The sequence below is a fragment of the Duganella sp. CF402 genome, from assembly GCF_900109645.1.
Taxonomy (GTDB): Bacteria; Pseudomonadota; Gammaproteobacteria; order Burkholderiales; family Burkholderiaceae_D; genus Rugamonas.
In genome coordinates, this window is the sequence record NZ_FOBG01000007.1 from 42623 (window position 1) to 67770 (window position 25148).

Sequence of the window (25148 nt, forward strand, 5' to 3'; positions counted from 1 at the left end):
GGCTTAGTTGAGGAAGTTATCAATGCGATCATACATCCAAGCCGGATCGTCGTACATGATGAAGTGGCGTGCGTTGTCGGCCAGCTCCACCTGCACCTTGGGCAGTTGCTGGTACTGCTGCTGGTACATCTGGATGAAACTGTCCTTGTTGCCGTAGTCCTTGTAGGCGATCCAGCTGCCCAGCACCAGCGTGGGAGCGGTGATGCGGGCCAGGCCCGGACGCAGGTCTTCGGCGGTCATCTCGGCCATCGAATTGATGATGGTGGTGCGATCGGATTGCCTGGCCCAGTTCATGGCGCGGTCTATGTCTTCCTGCTTGCTGATCATGGTGCGCAACGATTGCTGCGTGACGGCGAGCATGGCTTCCGGCGTTTGCGCCTGCATGCGGGTACGCATACTCTCGGCGATCTCCTTCATCTGCGCAGCTGTGGTGCCGGGCATGCGCGCCGCCATTAGTGCGGGCATGGTATCGACGATGACCAGACGGCCGACCTGCGCAGGGTGGTCGGACGCCAGCTTCATGCCGAGGAAACCACCGAGGCTATGGCCGATGACGGTCGGGCGGTCGAGTTTTTGTTCGGTGATGTAGCCGCTCAGTTGCTGCTCGGTGGTGGCGATCAGCGGGCTGTCGATGGCCGGCACGCCGGCGAAACCGGCCAGCGTCAGCACGTGGCACTGGTGGTTGCCGCAGTAGCGTTGCACGGTGCCGTTCCACACTTCGCCGGATGAACCGAGGCCGGGAATCAGTATGATCGGTGCACCTTTGCCGATGACGTCGACCTTGAAGGCAGGATGCTCGGCGGCCGCAGCGTGGCCCAGTGCCAGTGCGGCGGCGATAGTGGCGATGACTTTTTTCAGCATGGCGTTCTCCGTTGGTGATGAAGTGGCGCCATGCTATCGCCGCCCCGTACCAGCGGCGACGGCTTTGGGATGAACGGTTTCGCCGCCGTGATGAGCGGTAGTCAGCCCTCGGCTTTGAGCTTGCGCCAGAGGGTGGTGCGGCTGATGCCGAGGTAATCGGCGGCGGCGTCGCGGCGGCCGCCGAAGCGGGCCAGTACCTCGGATACGCGCTCGGTTGGCGCGGGCTTCGCCAACTCCATGCCGACGGGGGCGTCGGCGATGGGACGGGCGGCGAGTTCGGGGGCGACGCTGAGGACGAAGGCGGGTGTCAGCGCTTGCAGCGGTTCGGCGGCGAGGAACAGGGCCAGCCGCTCGGTCAGGTTGCGCAGTTCGCGTACGTTGCCGGGCCAGTCGTAGCGCTGCAGCAGCGGTGCGCAGGCTGTCATCTCGGCGTGCAAATTCGGATGCGGCCGCGCGCCCAGCGACGCCAGCGCATTCTTCAGCGACCATTCCGCCAGCGGCAGCACGTCCTCGGCGCGCGCGCGCAGTGGCGGCAGCCTGAGGCGCAGTACCGCCAATCGATAGAACAGGTCCGCGCGGAAGCGGCCCTCACGCACGCGCTGTTCAAGGTCGCAGTGGGTGGCGCTGATGATGCGCACGTTGACCGGTATCGGCCGCGTGCCGCCTACTCGCACCACTTCGCGCTCCTCCAGCACCCGGAGCAGGCGCGTTTGTAGCGTCAGCGGCATCTCGCCGATCTCGTCGAGGAACAGCGTGCCGCGATTGGCCGCTTCAAACAAGCCTGCATGCCCGCCACGCCGCGCGCCGGTGAACGCGCCTTCCTCATGGCCGAACAATTCCGATTCCAGCAGCGATTCCGCAATCGCGCCGCAGTTCACCGCCACGAATGGCCGGTTCTGCCCCAAGGTGCGCGGCGCCTCGCGATGAATGGCTTGCGCCACCAGCTCCTTGCCGCATCCGGTTTCGCCTTGTATCAGCACGGTCGCCGGCGATTTCGCATACAGCACCACCGACTGCCGCACCGTCTCCATCGCCGCTGAATCGCCCCGCAAATCGTTGATGCCATGCTTGGCGCGCAGCGTGTCCGTTACCACTGCGCCGCGCGCGCGACTGCGGTTCGATTCCAGCTGCGTCAAACGCGCCATCTCCAGCGCATCGTCAAACGCATGGCGGATCGAGGCGGCCGAGTAGACGAACACGCCGGTCAGTCCCGCTTCCTCGGCAAGGTCCGTAATCAAACCCGCGCCGACGATCGCCTTGATGCCGGCCGCTTTCAAATCATTGATCTGCGCGCGCGCATCTTCCTCGGTGACGTAAGTGCGCTGCGCCACGTCGAAGCCGAAGGTGCTGGAAAACTCAGCCAGCTCAGACAAGCGCTCCTGGTAGGTGATGATGCCGATGCGGTCCGACACGCGCCGTGCGCGCGCCAGCGCCTGCATCACATCCAGCCCGCTGAACTTCGCAATCACCACCGGCACCGACAAGCGGCCTTTCAGATAAGCCGCGTTCGAACCGGCCGAGATCACCGCGTCGCAACGCTCGGTGGCCAGGCGTTCGCGTATGTGTTTGGCTGCTTCGTCGAAGCCGAGATTGATCGGCTCAATGGTCGCCAGGCTGTCGTATTCCAGCGTGATATCGCGGAACAGATCGGACAGGCGCGAGACGGAAACCGTCCAGATTACCGGTTTGTCGTTGGCGTCGAAGGGCAGGGGCGTGGAATGTCGCATGTTTCAATTATAGTGCAAATGCGTTTCAGTGTTTCATAATGAAACGCGATGCCATACGTAAGTGATTGATTTGTATAGTTTGTTCTTCTGGCACAGCCCTTGCACTAGAGAGCCCAACTTCAACGCAACATCGAAAGGCCCCAACATGACTCACTACTCCGCAGGCGCCGCGTTCCGCAAAGCCGTCCAGGAAGAATCCCCATTGCAGGTGGTTGGCGCCATCAACGCCAACCACGCCCTGCTGGCCAAGCGCGCCGGCTTCAAGGCGATCTACCTGTCGGGCGGCGGCGTGGCGGCGGGTTCGCTCGGCCTGCCGGACCTCGGCATCTCCAACCTCGACGACGTGCTGACCGACGTGCGCCGCATCACCGACGTGTGCGACCTGCCACTGCTGGTCGACGTCGACACCGGCTTCGGCGCCTCGGCCTTCAACGTGGCGCGCACCGTCAAGTCGATGATCAAGTTCGGCGCCGCCGCCATGCACATCGAAGACCAGGTCGGCGCGAAGCGCTGCGGCCACCGCCCGGGCAAGGAGATCGTGCCGAAACAAGAGATGGTGGACCGCATCAGCGCCGCCGTTGACGCCCGCACCGACGACCAATTCGTCATCATGGCCCGCACCGACGCGCTGGCAGTGGAAGGCCTGGACGCCGCCATCGAACGCGCCGTCGCCTGCGTGGAAGCCGGCGCCGACATGATCTTCCCGGAAGCGATGATCAGCCTCGATATGTACAAAAAATTCGCCGCCGCCGTCAAAGTGCCGGTGCTGGCCAACATCACCGAATTCGGTTCGACCCCGCTGTTCACCGTGGACGAATTGCGCAGCGCCGATGTGGGACTGGTGCTGTATCCGCTGTCCGCCTTCCGCGCCATGAACAAGGCTGCTGAAAATGTCTACGGCGCGATTCGCCGCGATGGCACGCAGCAGAACGTGGTCGACACCATGCAGACCCGCGCGGAACTCTACGAACGCATCAACTATCACGATTTTGAACAGAAGCTGGACGCACTGTTCGCCGCACAGAAAAAATAACCACACGTCATTCCGGCGCAGGCCGGAATCCATGCTGAGTATGCGCTCACGCGTTCTATGGGTCCCGGCCTTCGCCGGAACGACGCAACACTGGAGATAACGAAATGACCGAAGCTACCACCTTCAAACCAAAAAAATCCGTAGCCCTGTCGGGCGTCGCCGCAGGTAATACCGCACTGTGCTCCGTCGGCAAAACCGGCAATGATCTGCACTATCGCGGCTACGACATCCTCGATGTCGCCACCACCTGCGAGTTCGAGGAAATCGCCTACCTGCTGGTTCACGGCAAACTGCCAACCACATCGGAACTGAAGGGTTACAAGGCCAAACTGAAATCGCTGCGTGGCCTGCCGCAGGCAGTGAAGTCGGCACTGGAAGCATTGCCAGCATCTGCGCACCCGATGGACGTGATGCGTACCGGCGTTTCGGTGTTGGGCTGCGTGCTGCCGGAAAAAGATGACCACAACACCCCAGGTGCGCGCGACATCGCCGACCGCCTGATGGCTTCCTTCGGTTCCATGCTCCTGTACTGGTATCACTTCAGCCATAACGGCAGGCGCATCGAAGTGGAGACCGACGACGACTCGATCGGCGGCCACTTCCTGCACCTGCTGCACGGCGAGAAGCCGCGTGACTCGTGGGTGCGTGCGATGCACACCTCGCTGATCCTGTACGCGGAGCACGAATTCAACGCATCGACCTTCACCAGCCGCGTGATCTCGGGCACCGGTTCGGATATCCACTCGGCCATCACCGGCGCGATCGGCGCGCTGCGCGGTCCGAAACACGGCGGCGCCAACGAAGTCGCCTTCGAAATCCAGAAACGCTACGACAATCCGGACGAAGCGGAAGCCGATATCCGCAACCGTGTCGCCAACAAGGAAGTGGTGATCGGCTTCGGCCACCCGGTGTACACAGTGTCTGATCCGCGCAATGTGGTCATCAAGGAAGTGGCGCGCCAGCTGTCCGCAGAAGCCGGTTCGACCAAGATGTTCGATATCGCCGAGCGCCTTGAGTCGGTGATGTGGGAAATCAAAAAGATGTTCCCGAACCTGGACTGGTTCTCCGCCGTGTCGTACCACATGATGGGTGTGCCGACCGCGATGTTCACGCCGCTGTTCGTCATCTCGCGCACCTCCGGCTGGTCGGCGCACATCATCGAGCAGCGCATCGACAACAAGATCATTCGCCCAAGCGCCAACTACGTCGGTCCTGAAGACCTGAAATTTGTCCCGATCAAGGACCGTAAATAATCATGAACACCCAATTCCGTAAAGCCCTGCCGGGCACCCAGCTAGACTACTTCGACGCGCGTGAAGCGGTCGATGCGATCCAGCCAGGCGCCTGGGCCAAGCTGCCGTACACCTCGCGCGTATTGGCGGAAAACCTGGTGCGCCGCTGCGACCCGGCGGCGCTCAACGCGTCGCTGTCGCAGCTGATCGAACGCAAGCGCGACCTCGACTTCCCGTGGTTCCCGGCCCGCGTGGTGTGCCACGACATTCTCGGCCAGACCGCGCTGGTCGACCTGGCCGGCCTGCGCGACGCCATCGCCCAGCAGGGCGGCGACCCTGCGCTGGTCAATCCGGTGGTGCCGACCCAGCTGGTGGTCGATCACTCGCTGGCGGTGGAATGCGGCGGCTTCGATCCGCAAGCCTTCGAAAAGAACCGCGCGATTGAAGATCGCCGCAACGAAGACCGCTTCCACTTCATCGACTGGACCAAGAAAGCCTTCCAGAACGTGGACGTGATCCCGCCGGGTAACGGCATCCTGCACCAGATTAATCTGGAACGCATGTCGCCAGTGATTCAGGTGATGGACGGCGTGGCCTATCCGGACACGCTGGTCGGCACCGACTCGCACACGCCGATGGTCGATGCGCTGGGCGTGATCGCCATCGGCGTCGGCGGCCTGGAAGCGGAAACCGTGATGCTGGGCCGCGCCTCGTGGATGCGCCTCCCGGACATCATCGGCGTTGAACTGAGCGGCAAGCCGCAGCCGGGCATCACCGCCACCGACACCGTGCTGGCGCTGACTGAATTCCTGCGCAAGGAAAAAGTGGTGTCGGCCTATCTGGAATTCTACGGCGAAGGCGCCACCGCGCTGACGCTGGGCGACCGCGCCACCATCTCCAATATGGCGCCGGAATTCGGCGCCACCGCCGCGATGTTCTCCATCGACGAGCAAACCATCAAGTATCTCCGCCTGACCGGCCGCGACGACGCGCTGGTAGCGCTGGTCGAGCAGTACGCCAAACACACCGGCCTGTGGTCGGACAGCCTGAAGGCTGCGGAATACGAGCGCGTGCTGAAGTTCGACCTGTCGACCGTGGTGCGCAATATCGCCGGTCCGTCCAACCCGCACAAGCGCGTGCCGACCAGCGAGCTGGCTGCGCGCGGCATTTCGGGTGTAGTGGAAAATGAACCGGGCAAGATGCCGGACGGCGCGGTCATCATCGCCGCCATCACCAGCTGCACCAACACCAATAATCCGCGCAACATGATCGCCGCCGGCCTGCTGGCGCGTAACGCCAACAAAGCCGGCCTGCTGCGCAAGCAGTGGGTCAAGACCTCGCTGGCGCCTGGCTCCAAGGCCGTTACGTTGTACCTCGAAGAAGCGGGCCTGATGCCGGAGCTGGAAAAGCTGGGCTTCGGCGTGGTGGCGTATGCCTGCACCTCGTGCAACGGCATGTCCGGTGCGCTGGATCCGGTGATTCAAAAAGAAGTGGTGGAGCGCGACCTGTACGCGACCGCCGTCCTGTCGGGCAACCGCAACTTCGACGGCCGTATCCACCCATACGCCAAGCAGGCCTTTCTGGCATCGCCGCCGTTGGTGGTGGCCTATGCCATCGCCGGCACCATCCGCTTCGATATCGAGAAGGATGTGCTGGGCCATGACGCCAGCGGCAAAGCTATCACGTTGAAGGATCTGTGGCCGAGCGACGAGGAAATCGACGCTATCGTGGCGTCGTCGGTCAAGCCGGAGCAGTTCCGCAAAGTCTACATCCCGATGTTCGCGCGCAGCGAAGGCGAGGCGGAACGCGCCGAACCGCTGTACGACTGGCGTCCGCAATCGACCTACATCCGCCGTCCGCCGTACTGGGAAGGCGCGCTGGCAGGCGAACGCACGCTGAAAGGCATGCGCGCGCTGGCTGTGCTGGGCGATAACATCACCACCGACCATCTGTCGCCATCGAACGCGATTATGATGGATTCGGCGGCCGGCGAATACCTGCACAAAATGGGCTTGCCGGAAGAGGACTTCAACTCCTACGCCACCCACCGTGGCGACCACCTGACCGCGCAACGCGCCACCTTCGCCAATCCAACGCTGAAGAACGAGATGGTGCGCGATGCGGACGGCAAGGTGAAAGCCGGTTCTCTGGCGCGCATCGAGCCGGAAGGCAAAGTGACGCGCATGTGGGAAGCCATTGAGACTTACATGGAGCGCAAGCAGCCGCTGATCGTGATCGCCGGCGCCGACTATGGCCAGGGTTCGTCGCGCGACTGGGCGGCCAAGGGCGTGCGCCTGGCGGGCGTTGAAGTGATCGTGGCTGAAGGCTTCGAGCGCATCCACCGCACCAACCTGGTGGGTATGGGCGTGCTGCCGCTGGAGTTCCAGCCGGGCGTGAACCGCCTGACGCTGGGCATCGATGGCACCGAGACTTTCGACGTGATCGGCGAGCGCACACCGCGCGGCACGCTGACGCTGGTGATCAATCGCCGCAACGGCGAGCGCGTGGAAGTGCCGGTGACCTGCCGCCTCGATTCGTCGGAAGATGTATCGATCTACGAAGCAGGCGGCGTGCTGCAACGCTTCGCGCAGGACTTCCTTGAATCGGCAAAGGCAGCGTGATGAGCCACCAACCGCAAATCAAAATCCCCGCCACCTATATGCGTGGCGGCACCAGTAAGGGTGTGTTCTTCCGCTTGCAGGACTTGCCGGAAGCGGCGCAGCAGCCGGGCGCTGCGCGCGACCAGCTGCTGCTGCGCGTAATCGGCAGTCCTGACCCATACGGCAAGCAGATCGACGGCATGGGTGGCGCAACGTCCAGCACCAGCAAGACGGTGATCCTGGCGAAGAGCACGCGGGCTGATCATGATGTGGACTATTTGTTCGGCCAGGTCTCCATCGACAAGGCCTTCGTGGATTGGAGCGGCAACTGCGGCAACCTGTCCGCAGCGGTGGGCGCGTTCGCCATCAGCGGCGGCCTGGTCGATGCCGCACGTGTCCCGCGCGACGGCGTGGCGGTGGTGCGTGTGTGGCAAGCCAACATCGGCAAGACCATCATTGCGCACATCCCCATGACCAACGGCGAAGTGCAGGAAACCGGCGACTTCGAACTCGATGGCGTGACCTTCCCGGCGGCCGAAGTGCAACTGGAATTCATGGACCCGGCGGCGGACGAGGAGGGCGCAGGCGGTTCGATGTTCCCGACCGGCCAACTGGTGGACGATCTGGATGTTCCCGGCGTTGGCACGCTGAAAGCGACGATGATTAACGCCGGTATTCCGACCATCTTCATCAACGCCGACGCCATCGGCTACACCGGCACGGAACTGCAGGACGCGATCAACGGCGACGCCAAGGCGCTGGCGATGTTCGAAACCATCCGCGCCCACGGTGCGCTGCGCATGGGGCTCATCAAGGACCTGAGCGAGGCGGCGACGCGTCAGCACACGCCGAAGGTGGCGTTTGTGGCGCCGCCGAAGGCGTACACCTCGTCCAGCGGCAAGCCAGTGGCGGCGGGCGATGTGGATCTGCTGGTACGCGCGCTATCAATGGGCAAGCTGCATCACGCCATGATGGGCACCGCTGCGGTGGCTATCGGTACGGCGGCCGCCATTCCCGGCACGCTGGTGAACCGGGCGGCGGGCGGCGGCGAGCGCGGTGCTGTGCGCTTCGGCCATCCATCCGGCACCTTGCGGGTCGGCGCGGAGGCGGTACAGCAGAATGGCGAATGGAGCGTGACAAAAGCGGTAATGAGCCGCAGCGCGCGGGTACTGATGGAAGGCTGGGTACGCGTACCCGCTTAAGCAGAAAAAAATGGAGGAGACATGAGGTACGCTGATTTTTATCAGCGCTCTATCGTCGCGCCCGAACAGTTCTGGCAAGACGAAGCTGCGCTCATCGATTGGAATACGCCGTTCACGCAGGTGCTGGATTACTCCCGGCCGCCGTTCGCCCGCTGGTTCGTGGGCGGCCGGACCAACCTGTGTTACAACGCGGTGGACCGCTGGTGTGCGACCCAAGGCGACAAGCCTGCGTTGATCGCCATCTCCACCGAAACCAACACGGAGCGCAGCTACTCCTTCAAAGAGCTACACGCAGAAGTCCAGCGTTTCGCGGCGATGATGCAATCGCTCGGCGTGCGCAAGGGCGACCGTGTGCTGATCTACATGCCGATGATCGCCGAAGCGGCATTCGCCATGCTGGCCTGTGCCCGCATCGGCGCGGTGCACTCGGTGGTGTTCGGCGGCTTTGCCGCCAACAGCCTCGCCAGCCGCATCGACGATGCCAAGCCGGTGCTGATCGTGTCGGCCGATGCCGGCTCGCGCAACGGCAAGGCGATTCCCTACAAGCCGCTGCTCGATGAAGCAATCACGCTGTCGTCCGCCAAGCCGGCGCGCGTGCTGCTGGTCGATCGCGGGCTGGCGCCGATGGAGCGTGTGGCAGGGCGTGATGTGGACTACGCTGCGCTGCGTGCCTCGCACCTCGCTGCGCAAGTGCCGGTCGAATGGCTGGAATCGAGCGAGCCATCCTACATCCTCTACACCTCCGGCACTACTGGCAAGCCGAAAGGCGTGCAGCGCGACGTCGGCGGTTACGCGGTGGCGCTGGCGGCATCGATGAAGCATAACTTCTGCGCCCAGGCCGGTGAAACGTTCTTTGCCACTTCCGATATCGGCTGGGTGGTGGGGCATTCCTACATCGTCTACGGTCCGCTGATCGCAGGCATGGCCACCGTCATGTACGAAGGCACGCCGCTCTGTCCTGATCCCGGCATCTGGTGGAGCATCGTCGAGAAGCACAAGGTCACGCGCATGTTCTCCGCGCCGACCGCGATCCGCGTGCTGCGCAAGCAGGCGCCGGAGTTCATGCGCAAGCATGACAAGTCTTCGCTCAAGGCGCTGTACCTGGCCGGCGAACCTCTCGATGAAACCACGTCCAGCTGGATCGCCGGAGAACTCGGCGTGCCGATTATCGACAACTACTGGCAGACCGAAACCGGCTGGCCCATCCTCTCCATCGCCAAGGGCATCGAGGATGCGCCGACGCGGCTGGGCAGTCCCGGCGTGGCGATGTACGGCTACAAAGTCAAGCTGGTGAACGAATCCACCGGCGTGGAATGCGGCGCAAATGAAAAAGGCGTGGTAATGATCGAAGGCCCGCTACCGCCGGGCTGCATGCAAACCGTGTACGGCGACGACCAGCGCTTCGTCGACACATATTGGACCGAATCGAACGGCAAGATGCTGTACTCCACCTTCGACTGGGGCGTGCGCGATGCGGACGGCTATTACTTCATCCTCGGCCGCACCGATGATGTAATTAACGTCGCCGGCCATCGCCTCGGCACGCGCGAGATCGAGGAATCCATCACCAGTCATCCGAATGTATCCGAGGTTGCGGTGGTCGGCGTGGAGGACAAGGTCAAAGGGCAGGTGGCCGTGGCGTTTGCGATTCTTAAAGACGCCAACGCCGCCACCAGCGAGCAGGACGTGATGGCCGTGGTGGACCGCCAGCTCGGCGCGGTGGCGCGGCCTGCGCGCGTGTACTTCGTCACGCAATTGCCGAAGACGCGCTCGGGCAAGCTGCTGCGCCGCTCGATACAGGCGATCTGCGAAGGCCGCAGTCCCGGCGACCTCACGTCGATCGAAGATCCATCATCGTTGCAGCAGATCGAGCGGGTGCTGCAAAATTAATTGCGCGCGTAAGCAAGCGGTAAGTCTCCGGCTTTATTCTGGCCTCACTATAAAAGGAGACACACCATGCACGACGACCTCGTACAAAAAATCAAGCGCGATCCCAACTATCATCAGTTGGTCAAATCGCGCTCCCGTTTCGGCTGGGCGCTCACCGCGCTCATGATGCTGGTCTACTACGGCTACATCCTGCTGATCGCATTCGACAAAGAATTCCTCGCCAAGAAAACCGGCGACGGCGTCATGACCTGGGGCATGCCGATTGGCCTGTTCGTGATCGTGTTCACGGTGCTGGTCACCGGCGTGTACGTGCGCCGTGCCAACAGCCGCTACGACGAACTGACCCACGCCATTCAAGAAAAGGTGAAAGCATGAACGCCGCCAAGCGCAAGGCAGCAGCACTGATGCTGCTGGCCGCCAGCGGCGCGGCATTTGCGGCGGGCGGTGACCTCGGCCAGGCCGACAAGCAGCCAACCAACTGGACCGCGATCATCATGTTCGCAGCCTTCGTGATCTTCACGCTGTTCGTCACCAAGTGGGCGGCGGCGAAGACGCGCTCCGCGTCGGACTTCTACACCGCCGGCGGCGGCATCACCGGCTTCCAGAACGGCCTGGCCATCGCCGGTGACTTCATGTCGGCGGCATCCTTCCTCGGCATCTCCGCCTCGGTGTTCCTCAACGGTTACGATGGCCTGATCTACGCCATCGGCTTCCTGGTCGGCTGGCCCATCATCACCTTCCTGATGGCGGAGCGCTTGCGCAACCTGGGCCGCTTCACCTTCGCCGACGTGGCGGCCTATCGCTTCAAGCAGCAGCCGATCCGCATCTTCTCGGCTTCCGGCACGCTGGTGGTGGTGGCGTTCTACCTGATCGCGCAGATGGTCGGCGCTGGCCAGCTGATCAAACTGCTGTTCGGCCTTGAGTACTGGATCGCGGTGGTGCTGGTCGGTACGCTGATGATGATCTACGTGCTGTTCGGCGGCATGACCGCTACCACCTGGGTGCAGATCATCAAGGCGGTGATGCTGCTGGGCGGCGCCAGCTTCATGGCATTCGCGGTACTGGCGCAGTTCAACTTCAGCCCTGAGGCGCTGTTCGCCAAATCGGTGGAACTGCATGCGAAGAAGGACGCCATCATGGGTCCAGGCACCTTCATCAAGGATCCTGTCTCGGCGATCTCGTTCGGCATGGCGCTGATGTTCGGCACCGCCGGCCTTCCGCACATCCTGATGCGTTTCTTCACCGTGCCTAGCGCGAAGGAAGCGCGCAAGTCGGTGTTCTGGGCCACGACGTGGATTGCATATTTCTACGTACTGACTTTCATCATCGGCTTCGGCGCCATCGTTTTGGTGAGCACCAATCCGGAATTCAAGGACGCAGCGGGCAAGCTCCTGGGTGGTAACAACATGGCGGCGGTGCACCTGGCCAAAGCCGTCGGCGGCAACGTGTTCCTCGGCTTTATCTCGGCCGTGGCCTTCGCCACCATCCTCGCCGTGGTTGCCGGCCTGACCCTGTCCGGCGCGTCGGCCGTGTCGCACGACTTGTACGCCACCGTCATCAAGAAGGGCAAGCCAGCCGCCGGCAGCGAACTGAAAGTGTCGAAGATCACCACCATCATCCTCGGCATCGTCGCCGTGGTGCTGGGCATCGTGTTCGAGAAGCAGAATATCGCCTTCATGGTGTCGCTGGCATTCGCGATTGCGGCGTCGGCCAACTTCCCGGTGCTGTTCATGTCCGTGCTGTGGAAGGACTGCACCACGCGCGGCGCCACCATCGGCGGCTTTGTCGGGTTGATCACTGCGGTCGGCCTGACGCTGGTGTCGAAGTCGGTGTGGGTGGACGTGCTGGGTCACGCGGACGCGCTGTTCCCGTATGCCTCGCCGGCCATCTTCTCGATGCCGCTGGCCTTCCTATGCATTGTGGTGTTCTCGCTGCTGGACAAGAGCGGCCGCGCGCGCATCGACCGCGCCGGCTTTGAAGCGCAGCAGATGCGCTCCGAAACCGGTATCGGCGCGGCCGGCGCTACCGCCCACTGATAGAAAAACGTTAAGTGATACGATGATGCCCGGTACGCCGGGCATTGTCGTTTTTAGGAGTGCGCCGAACAGGCTTTAATAGCGGCGGCAGATAATGTGGTTTATCATCTGCCAACTATGTTGCCTAGGTATCGTGTGTCCACCACTCCGGATTTTGTAGCCGACGCGCTTGCGCTGATCGGCGTGCCTGCCTGCGCTTGCAGCGCGGATGGCATGGTGCTGGCCGCGAATTCCGAACTGACAGATTTACTGGGCGTCGATCCATGCGGCGGTCCGGTCGGAGATCTGTTTGCACGCCATGTGCGCGCCGCCAGTTTGGACAGCCTGCACCATACGGAGCGCTGGGACAGCTGCCTGACCTGTGCCGACGGCCAGTACGTCTCGGTGCAAGCCTGGTCCAAGCCGCTGCCGCCGTCTGCCGATGTGGAGGGCGTAACCATCGTCTTCCACGACATCACCGAAGTCCAGCGCGGCCAGCGCGCGCTGCGCAAGACACTGCTCGAGCAGCAGGCCATCCTCGAGAACGCGGCGGTCGGCATCTTGTTCAGCAAGGACGGCGTCATCCTCGAATGTAATATCCGCTGCGCCGAAATGCTGGGCTACAGCCGCCACGAACTGGAAGGCGCATCCAGTGTGATGATCTATCCGAGTGAGGCGGACTTCATCAAGCTGGGACAGGAGGCTGGGCCGAAACTGTCGCAGGGCCAGTCCTACACCACCGAGATCCAGGTGCGTCGCAAGGATGGCACGCTGTTCTGGGCCCGTCTGTTCGGCCGCGCCATCGATCCGATGCATACTGCCGACGGCAATATGTGGATCATGGAGGACATCAACGAGCACCGGCTGGACGAGGAAAAACTGCGCCGCATGCTGCTGGAGCAAAAGGCGATTCTCGATAACGCATCGGTCGGCATCCTGTTTACCAAGGCGCAGGTGATGTTGAGCTGTAACGCGCGTATGGCGGAGATGTTCGGTTTTGCGCCGGGCGAGATGGAAGGGCAGCCGTCGGTCATATTGTTCCAGTCGCAGCAGCATTACGAGGACTTCGGCAAGGACGCCGGGCCGACGCTTGGTGCGGGCCAGCCTTTTGAAAAAGACGCCTACGAATTCCGGCGCAAGGATGGCAGCTTGTTCTGGTGCCGCGTGCGCGCCCGCGCGGTGGACGACCAGCATCGCGGCGGCGGCACCATCTGGATCCTGGAAGACGTGACGCACTCGCTGCAGACGCAGATGGAGGTCGAGGCCATCATGACCAACGCCTCGATGAGCATCCTGTTCACCAAGAACCGCGTCATCACGCGCTACAACCGCGGCTTTGCCGAGATGTTCCGCTACACCGGCGATTCCGGCCTGGGCCTGCCGGGCCGCGCGCTGTATCCGTCGCAGGAGGCATACGAACGCCTCGGCGCCGAGGCCTATCCTTTCCTCTCGATCGGCAAGCCGTTCCAGACCGAGATCGAGATGCGCCGCGCCGACGACACCATCCTGTGGGCGCAGCTGATCGGCTACGTGGTCAATCCGGACGATCCGGCCGCCGGCACCATCTGGGTGATCGAAGACCGCACCGAACAAAAACGCGCGGAGGAAGCGCTGCGCAACGCGCTGCTGGAAAACCAGGCGATTCTCGACAGCGCGGTGCTGGGCATCTCGGTGGTCGAGAACGGCCGCAACCTGCGTTGCAACCGCAAGATGGAAGAGCTGTTCGGCTATGGGCCGGGCGAGATGAATCACCTGAGCGTGCAGGCCTTCTACGCCGACAAGGTAGCGTGGGAGCAGGCGCGCGCCGAGACCATCCGCGACTTCCGTGCCGGCCAGGTCAACGTGTCCGAATATGAACTGGTGCGCAAGGACGGCACCACCTTCTGGGCGCGCCTGTCGGGCCGTCCGTTCGATCTGGCAGAAAACAGCGGCCGTTCGGTGTGGCTGGTGGATGACATCACCACGCGGCGCGAAGCCGCCGAAGCCGTGGCCCGCGCGCGCGACGAACTGGAGCTGCGTGTGCAGGAGCGCACCGCCGAACTGGCGGGCGCCAACGCCCAGCTGCAGGGCGAGATTGTCGAGCGCCGCCAGGCCGAGGCGCGCGTGCACCACATGGCGTATCACGACAGCCTGACCGGCCTGCCGAATCGCGCGCTGTTGTCGGACCGGCTGGACCGCGCCATGCTGGCCGCGCAGCGCACCGAGCGCAAACTGGCCGTGATGTTCATCGACCTTGACCGCTTCAAGACCATCAACGATTCGCTCGGCCACATGATCGGCGACCAGTTGCTGAAGGAAGTGGCCAACCGCTTGTGCCGCGCAGTGCGCGCCAGCGATACTGTGGCCCGTCTGGGCGGCGACGAATTCGTGGTGCTGGTGCCGGGCATCCGCACTGCCGACGAAGCGGCGCAGGTGGCGGAAAAAATCATCGAAGCCCTGGCGGAGAGCTTCCCGCTGGAAGGGCGCAACCTGCACATCACGCCGTCGATCGGCATCAGCGTCTATCCGGACGACGGCGCCGATGTGGAATCGCTGATGCGCAACGCCGACGGCGCCATGTACCACGCCAAGGCCAGCGGCCGTAACAACTACCAGTTCTTCAAGGAGTCGATGAACTTGTCGGCGGCGCGCCACTTCGAACTGGAGTCGAGCCTGCGCGGCGCGCTGGCGGCCGACGAATTCGAACTGTACTTCCAGCCCATCATGGATATCGGCACGCGCCGCTTGCACACGATGGAGGTGCTGCTGCGCTGGCGGCGCGGCGGCACCGAGCTGATTACGCCGGACCAGTTCATCCCCATCATCGAAGAAAACGGCATGATCGTGCCGATCGGCGAATGGGTGATACGCCAGGCCTGCAAGCAAAGCATGCTGTGGCAAAGCCAGGGGCTGACGCCGGTGCCGCTGGCGGTCAACCTGTCGCCGCGCCAGTTCATGCATCGCGGGCTGGTGGAGTCGATCCGCGCCATCCTCGACGACACCGGCATCGATCCATCGATGATCCAGTTCGAGATCACCGAGACGGCGCTGATGGAGCACGGCGAGCAGACGCTGGAAATCCTTGGCCACATCAACGCGATGGGTATCCGCTTGTCGATCGACGATTTCGGCACCGGCTATTCATCGCTGGCTTATCTGAAGCGTTTCCCGGTCAAGAAGATCAAGATCGACCGCGCCTTCATCAAGGATCTGGAAGAGAGCGCGGAAGACCGCGCCATCGTGGCGGCGATCATCGCGCTGTCGGACAGCCTGCAGCTGTCGGTGGTGGCGGAGGGCGTGGAGACGGAAGGGCAGTACGCCTTGCTGCAGCAGCACGGCTGCCAGTACGCGCAAGGCTATCTGTTCTCGCAGCCGGTGCCGCACGCGACGGCCCAGCTGCTGTTGCCGCGTTCTTAGTCGAAGGTGGCGATCACCGGCGTGTGATCCGACGGCTGTTCCCATTTGCGCGGCACGCGGTCGATGACGCAGGCGCTGCAGCGCTTCGCCAGCGCTGGCGACAGCAGCAAGTGATCGATGCGCAAGCCTTTGTTCAGGCGGAAGCCGAGGCCGCGGTAATCCCACCAGCTGAACGATTTGTCCGGCTGCTCGAACATGCGGAACGCATCGGTCAATCCGATATCCATCAGGCGCTTGAGTTGCGCGCGCTCTTGCGGCGACACATGCACCATGCCTTCCCACGCGGCCGGGTCGTGCACGTCGCGGTCTTCCGGCGCGATGTTGTAGTCGCCCGCCACCACCAGCTGCGGATATTGCGCCGCCTGTTCGTGGATCCAGTCGTGGAAGGCGTTCAGCCAGGCCATTTTGTACTCGAACTTTTCCGAGCCGACCGCTTGGCCGTTCGGCACGTAAGCACACACCACGCGCACGCCATCGACAGTGGCTGCCAGAATTCTTTGTTGCGGATCCTCAAACTTTGGGTTGTTCTTGACGATATCCGTCATAGGCAGCTTGGAAATAATGGCTACCCCGTTGTAGGTCTTCTGACCGGTGTAGGCCACATGGTAGCCGGCGGCCTCGATGGCAGCCACGGGAAACTTGTCGTCAGTTAATTTTGTTTCTTGAATACAGAGCACATCAGTGGGGTTCTCCTCTAGCCACTTCATAACGTGCGGCAGTCTTACGTTCAAAGAGTTAACATTCCAGGTGGCTAGTTTCATAAATACTTTCGTGCAGGGTTCGGTGGCTTGCATCTTACCGCATCCGGATTTAACACATGTACTTGTCGACTTGCAAACTTGTATGAAAAAACATGAAAAACCCCTTCGCACACGCGCTTGGAGGCCCTAAAATGTTGCAAAATATGTGAAATCAAAAAAAAATTGCTAATAGTGTCTCGTTGTTGTCAAAATAGAACCGAAAGGCAAGACAAAATAACAAAATAGAAATATACTGATACAAATTAGGTGGAAAACTTGTGTTTCCGTTTAGCAACAAGAAAAAGAGCAAGATGCGTATATTTTTGTGTTGTGATGACGCAATAAATGATACCATACGGAAATAGTTGGTCATTTTACAGTGAATCGCGCTTAGCGCATTTGCAAAGGAATAAAAAATGCGATCTGCATTTGAGGCATGGGCACAGCGCGACGGTCATATCGTTCGACGCCGTGAAGACAAGCCAGACGAGTATCTGGTCTTTGAAACGCAACGCCGCTGGGTGATCTGGCAGGCCGCGCTGGAGCATGGCAAACCGCCAGGCGGCCGAAAGACTGCTGCGCAGAAAGAGGCTGCCGCCGCTGAAAAGCGCGCCGTCGAAGCAATGCAGCGACCACCGGCCGTTAATGCGGATGAGGCAGCTGTGCGCAATCAGGTGTTGAACGAAGTGCTGGACGCGTTCTCGTCGCTGGGCGGCGCGGGCGGCATGGACGACATCCTGAAAGTGGTGCAGGGTCTGAAGAAGCGCCAGCAGGAGCAGGCCGACGCGCCAGCTGCTGCCAAAACGCTGGACCGCCACAACGCATAAAGTGCAACGCTTTACGCCGCTTCATTAAGCAAATAAAACCGCCGGCGGGCTGCTACACTGGTTTGACTCCATTTTTTCGAGACAGACCATGTATCTCCGCCCCGCCGTCGCGGTAACTGCGCTAGTCGCCACATTGGCTGGCTGCGCGTCCCTGACTGAATCCACTGAACAAAGCGTATTGGTGCAAACCGTGCTCGATCATCGCGAGATCGCGGGCGTCGGCTGTGTGCTGTACAACGACGTGGGCAAATGGTTTGTGACCACGCCGGCGCGCGTCACGCTGCGCAAGAGCGCGGGACCGCTGCGCATCGATTGCCAGAAGGCGGGCAAGGGCTGGGCTTATGAGAAGGTCGAGTCCAAGGTGGACGGCAACCTGTGGGGGAATCTGGCGCTGACGGCCGGTGTAGGCTATGTCGTCGATAAGAACACGGGGGCAGGATACGATTATCCCGCCACCTTGACGGTGGTGATGCACCCGGCCCAGGAGAAAGAAGAAGGGCCAACGCCGGCAGCCGGCGTGACCCTGTTCTAACTTGGGTCCCGGCCTTCGCCGGGACGACGTCATTCCGGCGCAGGCCGGAAACCAATTCAGGCGCGATTAATCAGGAAATTCGACAGCAGCGGGACCGGACGGCCGGTCGCGCCTTTCGCGCCGCCCGATTTCCAAGCGGTGCCGGCGATATCCAGATGCGCCCAGGTGTACTTGCGGGTGAAGTTTTCCAGGAACGCAGCAGCGGTGCACGACGCGCCGCCCGGCGTGCCGATGTTGGCCAGGTCGGCGAAGTTGGATTTCAGCTGTTCGTTGTACTCTTCACCGATCGGCAGGCGCCATGCGGTGTCGCTGGCGTTCTTGCCGGCGGCGAGGATCTCTTCCGCCAACTTGTTGTGTACCTCGTCGTCGCGGGTGAACAGGCCGCTCTTATGGTGGCCCAGCGCCACGATGCAGGCGCCGGTCAGGGTCGCGATGTCGATCACGGCGGCCGGGTTGAAGCGCTCGGCGTAGGTCAGCGCGTCGCACAGGATCAGGCGGCCCTCGGCGTCGGTGTTCAGGATCTCGATGGTCAGGCCGTTCATCGAGGTGACGATGTCGCCCGGTTTGGTGGCGCGGCCCGACGGCATGTTTTCGCACGACGCGATAATGCCGATCACGTTCAGCTTCAGGTTCATCTCGCCGATGGCGCGGAAGGTGCCCAGCACCGACGCCGCGCCGCCCATGTCGTACTTCATCTCGTCCATGCCGGGACCGGCTTTCAGCGAAATGCCGCCGGTATCGAAGGTGATGCCTTTACCGACCAGCACCACCGGCGCATCCTTGGCCTTGCCGCCCATGTGCTTCATGACGATGAATTTCGGCGGCTGCTCGCTGCCGTTGGTGACCGACAGGAAGCTGTTCATCTTCAGCGCTTCCAGCTGTTTGCGGTCCAGCACTTCGACCTCGAACTTGTAGTCCTTGCCCAGCTTCTTGGCGACGTTGGCCAGGTGGGTCGGGGTGCAGACGTTGGCCGAGGTGTTACCCAGCTCCTTGGTCAGGTCCATGCCGTTGGCGATGGCGATGGCCTGGGCCAGCGCCAGCTTGGTGGCGGCGCTGTTCGGCACGGCCAGGGCGATTTTCTTCACGCCGGCGGCAGCCGGATCCTTCTTGCTCTTTTGACCATCGGTGCGGAACACCGATTCGTGGGCGCTCTGCACCACGTTGCGGATCGCCCAATTGACGTCGCGCTCTTTCACTTCGGTCATCGGCAGTGCGATAATAGCGTCGCTCGTGCCGAGGGAGGAGAATGCCTTGAGTGCCGCAGCCACGCCGCCGGCAAAGCTTTTTTCGCTGACCGCTTCGTCGCTGCCCAGGCCGACCAGCAGCACGCGCTCGGCGGCGGCGCCTTTCAGGCCGCGCAGCAGCAGGGTGGTGCCGGTCTTGCCGGTGATGTCGCCGGACTTCAGCGCAGCGGTGATTTCACCAGCGCCGTCCAGCGCCTTGGCAGCTTGCGACAGCTTCTTGTTCTCGAAGACCGCAACGGCGATAACGCCGGCTTTGGCCGTAGCGATGGTGTTTTTTGTGTCGAATGCTTTTATGCTAAAGTCCATTTGATTCTCCGTGTCGTGTACGTACTTAAAACTGTGGTCCTGGATAGCTTATGGCTTGATCCGGGGCCAAACTATCGAATTATAATCTTCAATGATCTTTCAACGCGCCCTACGACGTGAAATGGCCGCTACGGCCGGCGCTTCCTTCACGGTCCTGTTCAGTATCTGCGTGACGTGGACCCTGATCGCAGTCCTCGGCAAGGCCGCCGGCGGCAAGGTGGCATCCGGCGACGTGATCGCGCTGATCGTGTTCGCAACGCTGAATTATCTGCCAACTATCCTCATCCTCACCAGCTTTATTTCTGTGCTGATGGTGGTGACGCGGACCTACCGCGATTCCGAGATGGTGGTGTGGTTCGCGTCCGGCCTGTCGCTGACGCGCTGGATCGCGCCGGTGCTGACCTTCGGCCTGCCCATCGTGCTGCTGACCGGCATGCTCAGTTTTGTCGCCACCCCGTGGGCCAAGCAGAAAAGCTCGGAGTACGTGGAGCGCTTTGAAAAGCGAGAAGACCTGCAAAAAATCTCGCCTGGTCAGTTCAAGGAATCGGCGTCGGCCAACCGCATCTTCTTCGTCGAAGGCGTGGCCGGCAAGTCGGCCGTGGTGCAGAACGTGTTCGTCAACACGGTCGACGAGAAGGGCACTGCGGTTATCGTCGCGCGCGAAGGCGTGGTCAATACCGGCCCGAAGGGAGAGCGCTACCTGGTGCTGAAGAACGGCCGCCGCTATCAGGGCGTGCCGGGCCAGGCCGACTTCCAGACGATGGAGTTTGAAAGCTACAGCATGCGCGTGGCCAGCAAGAACACGGAGCTGGACAGCGACCGCGACACCGACAGCACGCCGACCATGCAGCTGCTGGACGACACCAGCAACGGCGCGCGCGCCGAGTTGTTGTGGCGTGCCGCTTCGCCGCTCACCTGCCTGGTGCTGATCCTGCTGGCGATCCCGCTGGGCTTCGTCAATCCGCGCGCCGGCAGCTCGGCCAACCTGATTATCGCGCTGCTGATCTTCTTCAGCTATAACAACTTCGTCAAGCTGCTCGAGGCCAGCGTCCGCCAGGGCAAGGCGGCGTTCGCGGTGTCGTGGTGGCCGCTGCACGTGGCGGCGCTGCTGCTGGTGTTTGGCTTGTTCGCGTGGCGTTTGAACCTGAACCATCGTTATCACCCGCTGGCGTTGCTGGCTGCGTACAAGCGCGCGCGCTACGCCAACCAGAAGGCTGCTTCGAAATGAAAATCCTGCAACGCTATTTCGCGGTCTCGATACTGCAAGCCGTCGCCTTTGTGCTGGTGGCTTTCCTGGCGCTGCAAGCCTTCATGGACCTGACCGGCGAACTGCCGAAGGTCGGCAAGAACGGCTACGCAGTGCAATATGCTTTCCTGTATGTGCTGGTGCAGCTGCCGGGCCACGTGTATGAAGTGATGCCGCTGGCGGCGCTGATCGGCACCATCTACACGATGGCGCAGTTCGCGGCGACCTCGGAATTCACCATCATGCGTGCGTCCAGCATGTCGACCCAAATGGTGGCGTGGATGCTGGCCAAGATCGGCCTGGTGCTGGTGGTGCTGACGTTCATCGTCGGCGAGCTGGTGGTGCCGCGCACCGCGCCGCTGGCCGAGAAGTTCAAGCTGACCGCGCGCGGTGCGGCCATCTCCACCGAGTTCCGTTCCGGCTTGTGGACCAAGGATATCGTCAAGTCGGAAGGCATGACCGGCACCGTGACCGGGTCGCGCTTCTTCAATGTGCGCGAAGTGCGTCCGGACGGCACGCTGATCGATGTGAAGCTGTACGAGTTCGACACCAACTTCCGCCTGCGATCCATTACGCTGGCCAAGTCCGGCACCTTCCAGGGGAATAACAAGTGGCTGCTCAAGGATGTGACCGAAAACCGCTTCATCAATCCGCAGTTGCTGAACCCTGAGCGGGAGCTGAACCTGGAGAATAACTTCGAGCAGGAGTCGGGCCTGATCGAAACGCATCGCAGCGACACCAAGGATTTGCTGTCCGAGATTACGCCGAAGATTTTGTCGGTGTCGCGTTCGGACCCCGAGCGCATGTCGGCCAACGAACTGGCGGTGTACACCCGCCACCTGCAAGAGAACAAGCAGGAGACCGAGCGCTTCAAGATCGCGTTCTGGAAGAAGCTGTTCGATCCGCTGGCGATTTTTGTGTTGATGGCGCTGGCGCTGCCGTTTGGCTACCTGCACACCCGCAGCGGTGGTGTAAGCTTGAAGATCTTCCTCGGGATTATGCTGGGGGTGAGCTTCCTGCTGGTGAATACGCTGTTCTCGCACCTCGGCCTGCTGAGCACCTGGCCGGCGATCCTGACGGCGATTGCGCCGAGTTTATTATTTTTGCTGCTGGCCGTGTGGGCCATGTGGTGGGTGGAGCGACATTAAATGAGTCATCAACGCGCATTGGTTTTGTTTGCACACGGCGCCCGCTCGGCATCGTGGGCCGCGCCGTTCGAGCGCTTGCGCGATCTCACGCGTTCGCGCGAGCCGCAGGTGCGGGTGGAGCTGGCGTTCCTGGAGTTGATGTCGCCGCGCTTGCCGGAGCTGGCGGCGGCGCTGGTGGCCGATGGCGTTACCGAGATCACCGTGGTGCCGGTGTTTCTGGGGCAGGGCGGCCACGTGCTGCGCGACCTGCCGGTGATCCTTGATGATTTGCGCGTGGCTTATCCGCAGGTCAGCATCAAGGTGGTGGAGGCGGCCGGTGAAAACGCCGCCGTGCTGCAGGCGCTGTCCGACTACTGCGTTGGTGCATTAGCGCACACGGGGCCAGACTGACAGCGGCACATGCCCATCGGGCCGTGCCGCCACGCGGTAGTGCGTGCTAGATCCCCCCACGGCGGCGCGAAACTCCTGTGCGGTGCCGTTCTTCTTGTCGCCGCCGCTGAAGTGGGGACGGCCGTGCTGGTAGATTTGCAGCGTGTAGCGGCCGTCGTTATCGATCATCAGCAGGCCTGAAGGCGCCTCGCCATAGTCGTGCTGGCGTGCGCCATCTGGCCGGATCTTGTCGGCGCTCACCAAAGCCCACGTGTTTTGCGCTCCAATGACCTGGGCACCTTGTACCAGGCTGCCGTGGCCGGATGTGGTGTAGCGGTATTGCCGGATTATTTTCCCGCTAAGGGATTGGTGGATATTGCGTCCCCGGCCTGCCCAGTCAAGCGTAAGCTGTGGATCGTTATGCACGAAGACGTGCGCCGCGCAGCGCCGGTGCGTGCCGTCGCGGACGAAATCAGCGCCTTGTTCACTTCCGGGGAGTGATCTTTACCTCGTAGATTTTCGGCCACAGTTTGCCGGTGACGAACAGGCGTTTTTTCTCGGCGTCGTAGGCGATGCCGTTCATGACGTTTTCGCCGTTGGGGCCTTTGCCCGCTTCAGGGTACAGTTTGCCGAAGTCGATCCAGCCGAGGATTTTTCCGGTGGCGGGGTCGATGCGGGCGATGGTGTTGGTGTGCCAGATGTTGGCGTAGATTTCGCCTTCCACCACTTCCAGTTCATTCAGCTGATCGACGGCGATGCCGTCCGCCGTCACTTTGATGCGGCGCACTTCGAGGAAGGTTTTCGGATCCAGGAAGCGCAGCGTGGCTGTGCCGTCGCTCATGATCAGTTCTTTGCCGTTGTGGGTCAGGCCCCAGCCTTCGCCGGGATAGGCGAACTGGCTTTTCAGTTCAAAGGTCTTCAGGTCGAACACGAAGCCGGTCTGCGTTTGCCACGTCAGGCCGACCAGCGTATCGCCCCAATCCGTCAGGCCTTCGCCGAAATACTGCGGCGGGATGTCTTTGCTTTGCAGGACTTTGCCGCTGGCCAGGTCGACCTTGCGGATCGATGATTTGCCGTTCAGGCCCGTGCTCTCGTACAGAATGCCATCGCGGTACAGCAGGCCTTCGGTGAAGGCTTGCGTGTCGTGCGGGTAGCTGCGCACCACCTTGAAATCGTAAGTGGGCAGGGCGGCCGATGCGACGGCGGGCAGCAATACTGGAAGAGAGAGAAAGAGGGCTTGCGCGGCAATCTTGTTCACGATGCAGTCACCGAATTTTGTAGTTCAACCATTGCGTCCAGCGTGGTGCCAGGAGCGTCAAGCTCCGCCTGCACGCAGGCGCGGGCTTCAGGCGCTTGCACCAGCGAGACGGCTTGCTGGCGCGCGATCGCCGCAGCTGCAGTATCGCCGCAGCCGTTCAGCAAGTCCAGTACCAAAGCCACTTCGGTGGTGTAGTTGAATACGTCGGCCAGCAGTTCGGCCATGCCTTCGGTGGTGAGGGCGTTGATGTTGTTCTTCAGTTCATTCAGCTGCATGGCCGCCAGCGTCAGGTGATGCTCGGGATGCGGCAGGTGGCGGCGCGCCAGTTCGAAGTCGCCGCAGGCCATGATGGAGGGCAGGGCGGCGCGCGCGTTCTGCTGCGCTTGCGCTTCCGGCAACTGCTGGAACAGGTGGTAGGTGTGCTGCAAGTCACCCAGCTTGTCGTTAATGACGCGGATGTCGTGGAACAGCTGTGGTGTGGCCGGCAGCTCTGCGGTCAGGCGGTCGCGCAGCGCGACCAGCGCGTGACGGGCGGGCAGGAATTCTTCCGCCAGCTTGGCCCACGCGGCCAGCACGTAGGACAGGCGCAGCGAAGCGGCATCGCCGTCATCAAACAGCGCGCTATATTCCTGCAAGGCGGCTTCAAATTGGCCCTCGGCGTGGGCTTGCCAGGCGCTTTCCAGTCGTTCAACAATGTCCATTCAAACCTCTAGTGGTGAGTATGGACATTCTAGTACGGAAAACCGCAGCTCAGGCGCGGAGTTGAGCGGCTATTATGTTGCTAATCTCGTTGATGCTGGCGTGGGCGCATGGCCTCGCCGATCATTACCAGCACCGGACCGTGCGGCGTGCCCAGGCCCTGCGTGAGCTGGGCGATGGTCATGCGCTGGATCTGCTGGTCGGCGCGGCTGACGTTCTCGATCACCACCACCGGCGTATCCGGCGCGTGGCCGTGCGCCAGCAGGCGTTCGGCGGTGGCGATGGCTTCGCGGCCGCCCATGTACTGGATCAGGGTATCGGTTTCCGGAATGGCGTCGTGGTCCGAGTGTTCCGGCGCGGTGGAGGAGGTGAAGAAGCCTACGCTGCGCGCGATACCGCGTTTGGTCAGTGGCTGTTTGCTGGCTGCAGCCGCGGCCAATGCGGTGGTGATGCCGGGGACGATTTCGGCTTCGATGCCGGCTTCCTCCAGCGCGCGCAGCTCTTCGTCGGCGCGGCCGAACATCATCGGGTCGCCGCCTTTGAGGCGCACCACCAGTTTGGCGCGGCCGGCCGCTTCCACCAGTTGCTGGTTGATGACTTGTTGCGCCACCGAGCGTTGGCCGCTGCGCTTGCCGACCGAGATTTTCTCGGCCTGCGGGCAAAGCTCCAGCATCTCGGGGGTCACCAGCGCGTCGTGCAGCACGATGTCGGCTTGCGCCAGCAGGCGCGCGCCACGCAGGGTGATGAGATCCTGGGCGCCGGGGCCGGCGCCGATCAGATAAACTTTTCCGAGAGTAGACATGGCGATTTCTTGTGCCGTCAT

Annotated in this window: 22 protein-coding genes; 14 read left to right on the plus strand and 8 right to left on the minus strand. The window is 62.2% G+C overall.

Annotated features, from left to right (window positions below; genetic code table 11):
• Positions 1–3 precede the first annotated feature (3 nt).
• Together BMZ70_RS27495 and prpR are read right to left on the minus strand one after the other, a co-directional pair.
• Positions 4–861 (minus strand): alpha/beta fold hydrolase, encoded by an 858-nt coding sequence (locus BMZ70_RS27495; protein ID WP_092281605.1) that lies wholly within the window; start codon positions 859–861, stop codon positions 4–6.
• A 101-nt stretch (positions 862–962) separates the two neighbouring features.
• Entirely contained in the window at positions 963–2588 is a 1626-nt protein-coding gene (prpR, locus tag BMZ70_RS27500; protein ID WP_092281607.1) for a propionate catabolism operon regulatory protein PrpR, read from the minus strand.
• Between the two features lie 145 nt (positions 2589–2733).
• On the opposite strand from prpR, the gene prpB reads away from it, so the two are divergent.
• The 8 genes from prpB (at position 2734) to BMZ70_RS27540 (ending at position 15956) form a co-directional block, all read left to right on the plus strand.
• Positions 2734–3621 (plus strand): methylisocitrate lyase, encoded by an 888-nt coding sequence (gene prpB / locus BMZ70_RS27505; protein WP_092281609.1) that lies wholly within the window; start codon positions 2734–2736, stop codon positions 3619–3621.
• A gap of 104 nt (positions 3622–3725) precedes the next feature.
• Positions 3726–4874, plus strand: coding sequence for a bifunctional 2-methylcitrate synthase/citrate synthase (prpC, locus tag BMZ70_RS27510; RefSeq protein ID WP_092281611.1), 1149 nt, complete (start codon positions 3726–3728; stop codon positions 4872–4874).
• 2 nt (positions 4875–4876) lie between these two features.
• On the plus strand, positions 4877–7474 hold the full coding sequence (gene acnD / locus BMZ70_RS27515) for a Fe/S-dependent 2-methylisocitrate dehydratase AcnD (protein ID WP_092281613.1): 2598 nt from the start codon (positions 4877–4879) through the stop codon (positions 7472–7474).
• The gene (prpF, locus tag BMZ70_RS27520) at positions 7474–8655 is read left to right on the plus strand and encodes a 2-methylaconitate cis-trans isomerase PrpF (protein WP_092281615.1); all 1182 of its coding nucleotides are present in this window, start codon (positions 7474–7476) and stop codon (positions 8653–8655) included. Before acnD ends, prpF begins: the two co-directional genes overlap by 1 nt.
• A gap of 21 nt (positions 8656–8676) precedes the next feature.
• A complete protein-coding gene (locus tag BMZ70_RS27525; protein ID WP_092281617.1) occupies positions 8677–10545 on the plus strand; it encodes a propionate--CoA ligase in 1869 nt (622 codons plus the stop codon).
• Positions 10546–10611: 66 nt separating this feature from the next.
• Positions 10612–10920 carry a DUF485 domain-containing protein gene (locus BMZ70_RS27530; RefSeq protein WP_092281619.1) on the plus strand — a complete coding sequence of 103 codons (309 nt, stop codon included), beginning with the start codon at positions 10612–10614 and terminating at the stop codon, positions 10918–10920.
• Complete coding sequence (locus BMZ70_RS27535) at positions 10917–12581, plus strand: cation acetate symporter (RefSeq protein ID WP_092281621.1); 1665 nt, start codon at positions 10917–10919, stop codon at positions 12579–12581. The genes BMZ70_RS27530 and BMZ70_RS27535 overlap by 4 nt, the downstream gene beginning before the upstream one ends.
• A 135-nt stretch (positions 12582–12716) precedes the next feature.
• Entirely contained in the window at positions 12717–15956 is a 3240-nt protein-coding gene (locus BMZ70_RS27540) for a bifunctional diguanylate cyclase/phosphodiesterase (RefSeq protein WP_307184535.1), read from the plus strand.
• Here BMZ70_RS27540 and xth read toward each other — a convergent pair.
• A complete protein-coding gene (xth, locus tag BMZ70_RS27545) occupies positions 15953–16717 on the minus strand; it encodes an exodeoxyribonuclease III (protein ID WP_092281663.1) in 765 nt (254 codons plus the stop codon). The genes BMZ70_RS27540 and xth overlap by 4 nt on opposite strands.
• A 395-nt stretch (positions 16718–17112) precedes the next feature.
• Here xth and BMZ70_RS27550 point away from each other — a divergent pair, with 395 nt between their 5' ends.
• Positions 17113–17523, plus strand: coding sequence for a phiTE_015 family protein (locus tag BMZ70_RS27550; protein ID WP_092281625.1), 411 nt, complete (start codon positions 17113–17115; stop codon positions 17521–17523).
• A gap of 88 nt (positions 17524–17611) precedes the next feature.
• The gene (locus tag BMZ70_RS27555; protein WP_229205621.1) at positions 17612–18055 is read left to right on the plus strand and encodes a hypothetical protein; all 444 of its coding nucleotides are present in this window, start codon (positions 17612–17614) and stop codon (positions 18053–18055) included.
• Between the two features lie 56 nt (positions 18056–18111).
• Here BMZ70_RS27555 and BMZ70_RS27560 read toward each other — a convergent pair whose 3' ends face one another.
• Complete coding sequence (locus BMZ70_RS27560) at positions 18112–19605, minus strand: leucyl aminopeptidase (RefSeq protein WP_092281629.1); 1494 nt, start codon at positions 19603–19605, stop codon at positions 18112–18114.
• Positions 19606–19726: 121 nt separating this feature from the next.
• Here BMZ70_RS27560 and lptF point away from each other — a divergent pair, with 121 nt between their 5' ends.
• Genes lptF through BMZ70_RS27575 form a run of 3 tightly spaced genes read left to right on the plus strand, consistent with a single transcriptional unit; the run spans position 19727 to position 22389 of the window.
• Positions 19727–20833, plus strand: a complete 1107-nt coding sequence (gene lptF, locus BMZ70_RS27565) for an LPS export ABC transporter permease LptF (RefSeq protein WP_229205622.1) — start codon at positions 19727–19729, stop codon at positions 20831–20833.
• The gene (gene lptG, locus BMZ70_RS27570) at positions 20830–21999 is read left to right on the plus strand and encodes an LPS export ABC transporter permease LptG (RefSeq protein WP_092281633.1); all 1170 of its coding nucleotides are present in this window, start codon (positions 20830–20832) and stop codon (positions 21997–21999) included. The genes lptF and lptG overlap by 4 nt, the downstream gene beginning before the upstream one ends.
• Positions 22000–22389: a sirohydrochlorin chelatase gene (locus tag BMZ70_RS27575; protein ID WP_092281635.1), complete on the plus strand. Its 390-nt coding sequence runs from the start codon at positions 22000–22002 to the stop codon at positions 22387–22389.
• On the opposite strand, the gene BMZ70_RS27580 is transcribed toward BMZ70_RS27575, so the two are convergent.
• Positions 22366–22743 (minus strand): lipocalin-like domain-containing protein, encoded by a 378-nt coding sequence (locus tag BMZ70_RS27580; protein WP_092281665.1) that lies wholly within the window; start codon positions 22741–22743, stop codon positions 22366–22368. The two genes, BMZ70_RS27575 and BMZ70_RS27580, sit on opposite strands and share 24 nt — an antisense overlap.
• On the opposite strand from BMZ70_RS27580, the gene BMZ70_RS29380 reads away from it, so the two are divergent.
• Complete coding sequence (locus tag BMZ70_RS29380) at positions 22684–22869, plus strand: hypothetical protein (protein ID WP_373922571.1); 186 nt, start codon at positions 22684–22686, stop codon at positions 22867–22869. The genes BMZ70_RS27580 and BMZ70_RS29380 overlap by 60 nt on opposite strands.
• Here BMZ70_RS29380 and BMZ70_RS27590 read toward each other — a convergent pair.
• The 3 genes from BMZ70_RS27590 to cobA form a co-directional block, all read right to left on the minus strand.
• Positions 22853–23626 carry a glutaminyl-peptide cyclotransferase gene (locus BMZ70_RS27590; RefSeq protein WP_092281637.1) on the minus strand — a complete coding sequence of 258 codons (774 nt, stop codon included), beginning with the start codon at positions 23624–23626 and terminating at the stop codon, positions 22853–22855. The two genes, BMZ70_RS29380 and BMZ70_RS27590, sit on opposite strands and share 17 nt — an antisense overlap.
• Positions 23623–24327, minus strand: a complete 705-nt coding sequence (locus BMZ70_RS27595) for a hypothetical protein (protein WP_092281639.1) — start codon at positions 24325–24327, stop codon at positions 23623–23625. The genes BMZ70_RS27590 and BMZ70_RS27595 overlap by 4 nt, the downstream gene beginning before the upstream one ends.
• Positions 24328–24407: 80 nt before the next feature.
• Positions 24408–25127 carry a uroporphyrinogen-III C-methyltransferase gene (gene cobA / locus BMZ70_RS27600; RefSeq protein WP_092281669.1) on the minus strand — a complete coding sequence of 240 codons (720 nt, stop codon included), beginning with the start codon at positions 25125–25127 and terminating at the stop codon, positions 24408–24410.
• Positions 25128–25148: the final 21 nt, after the last annotated feature.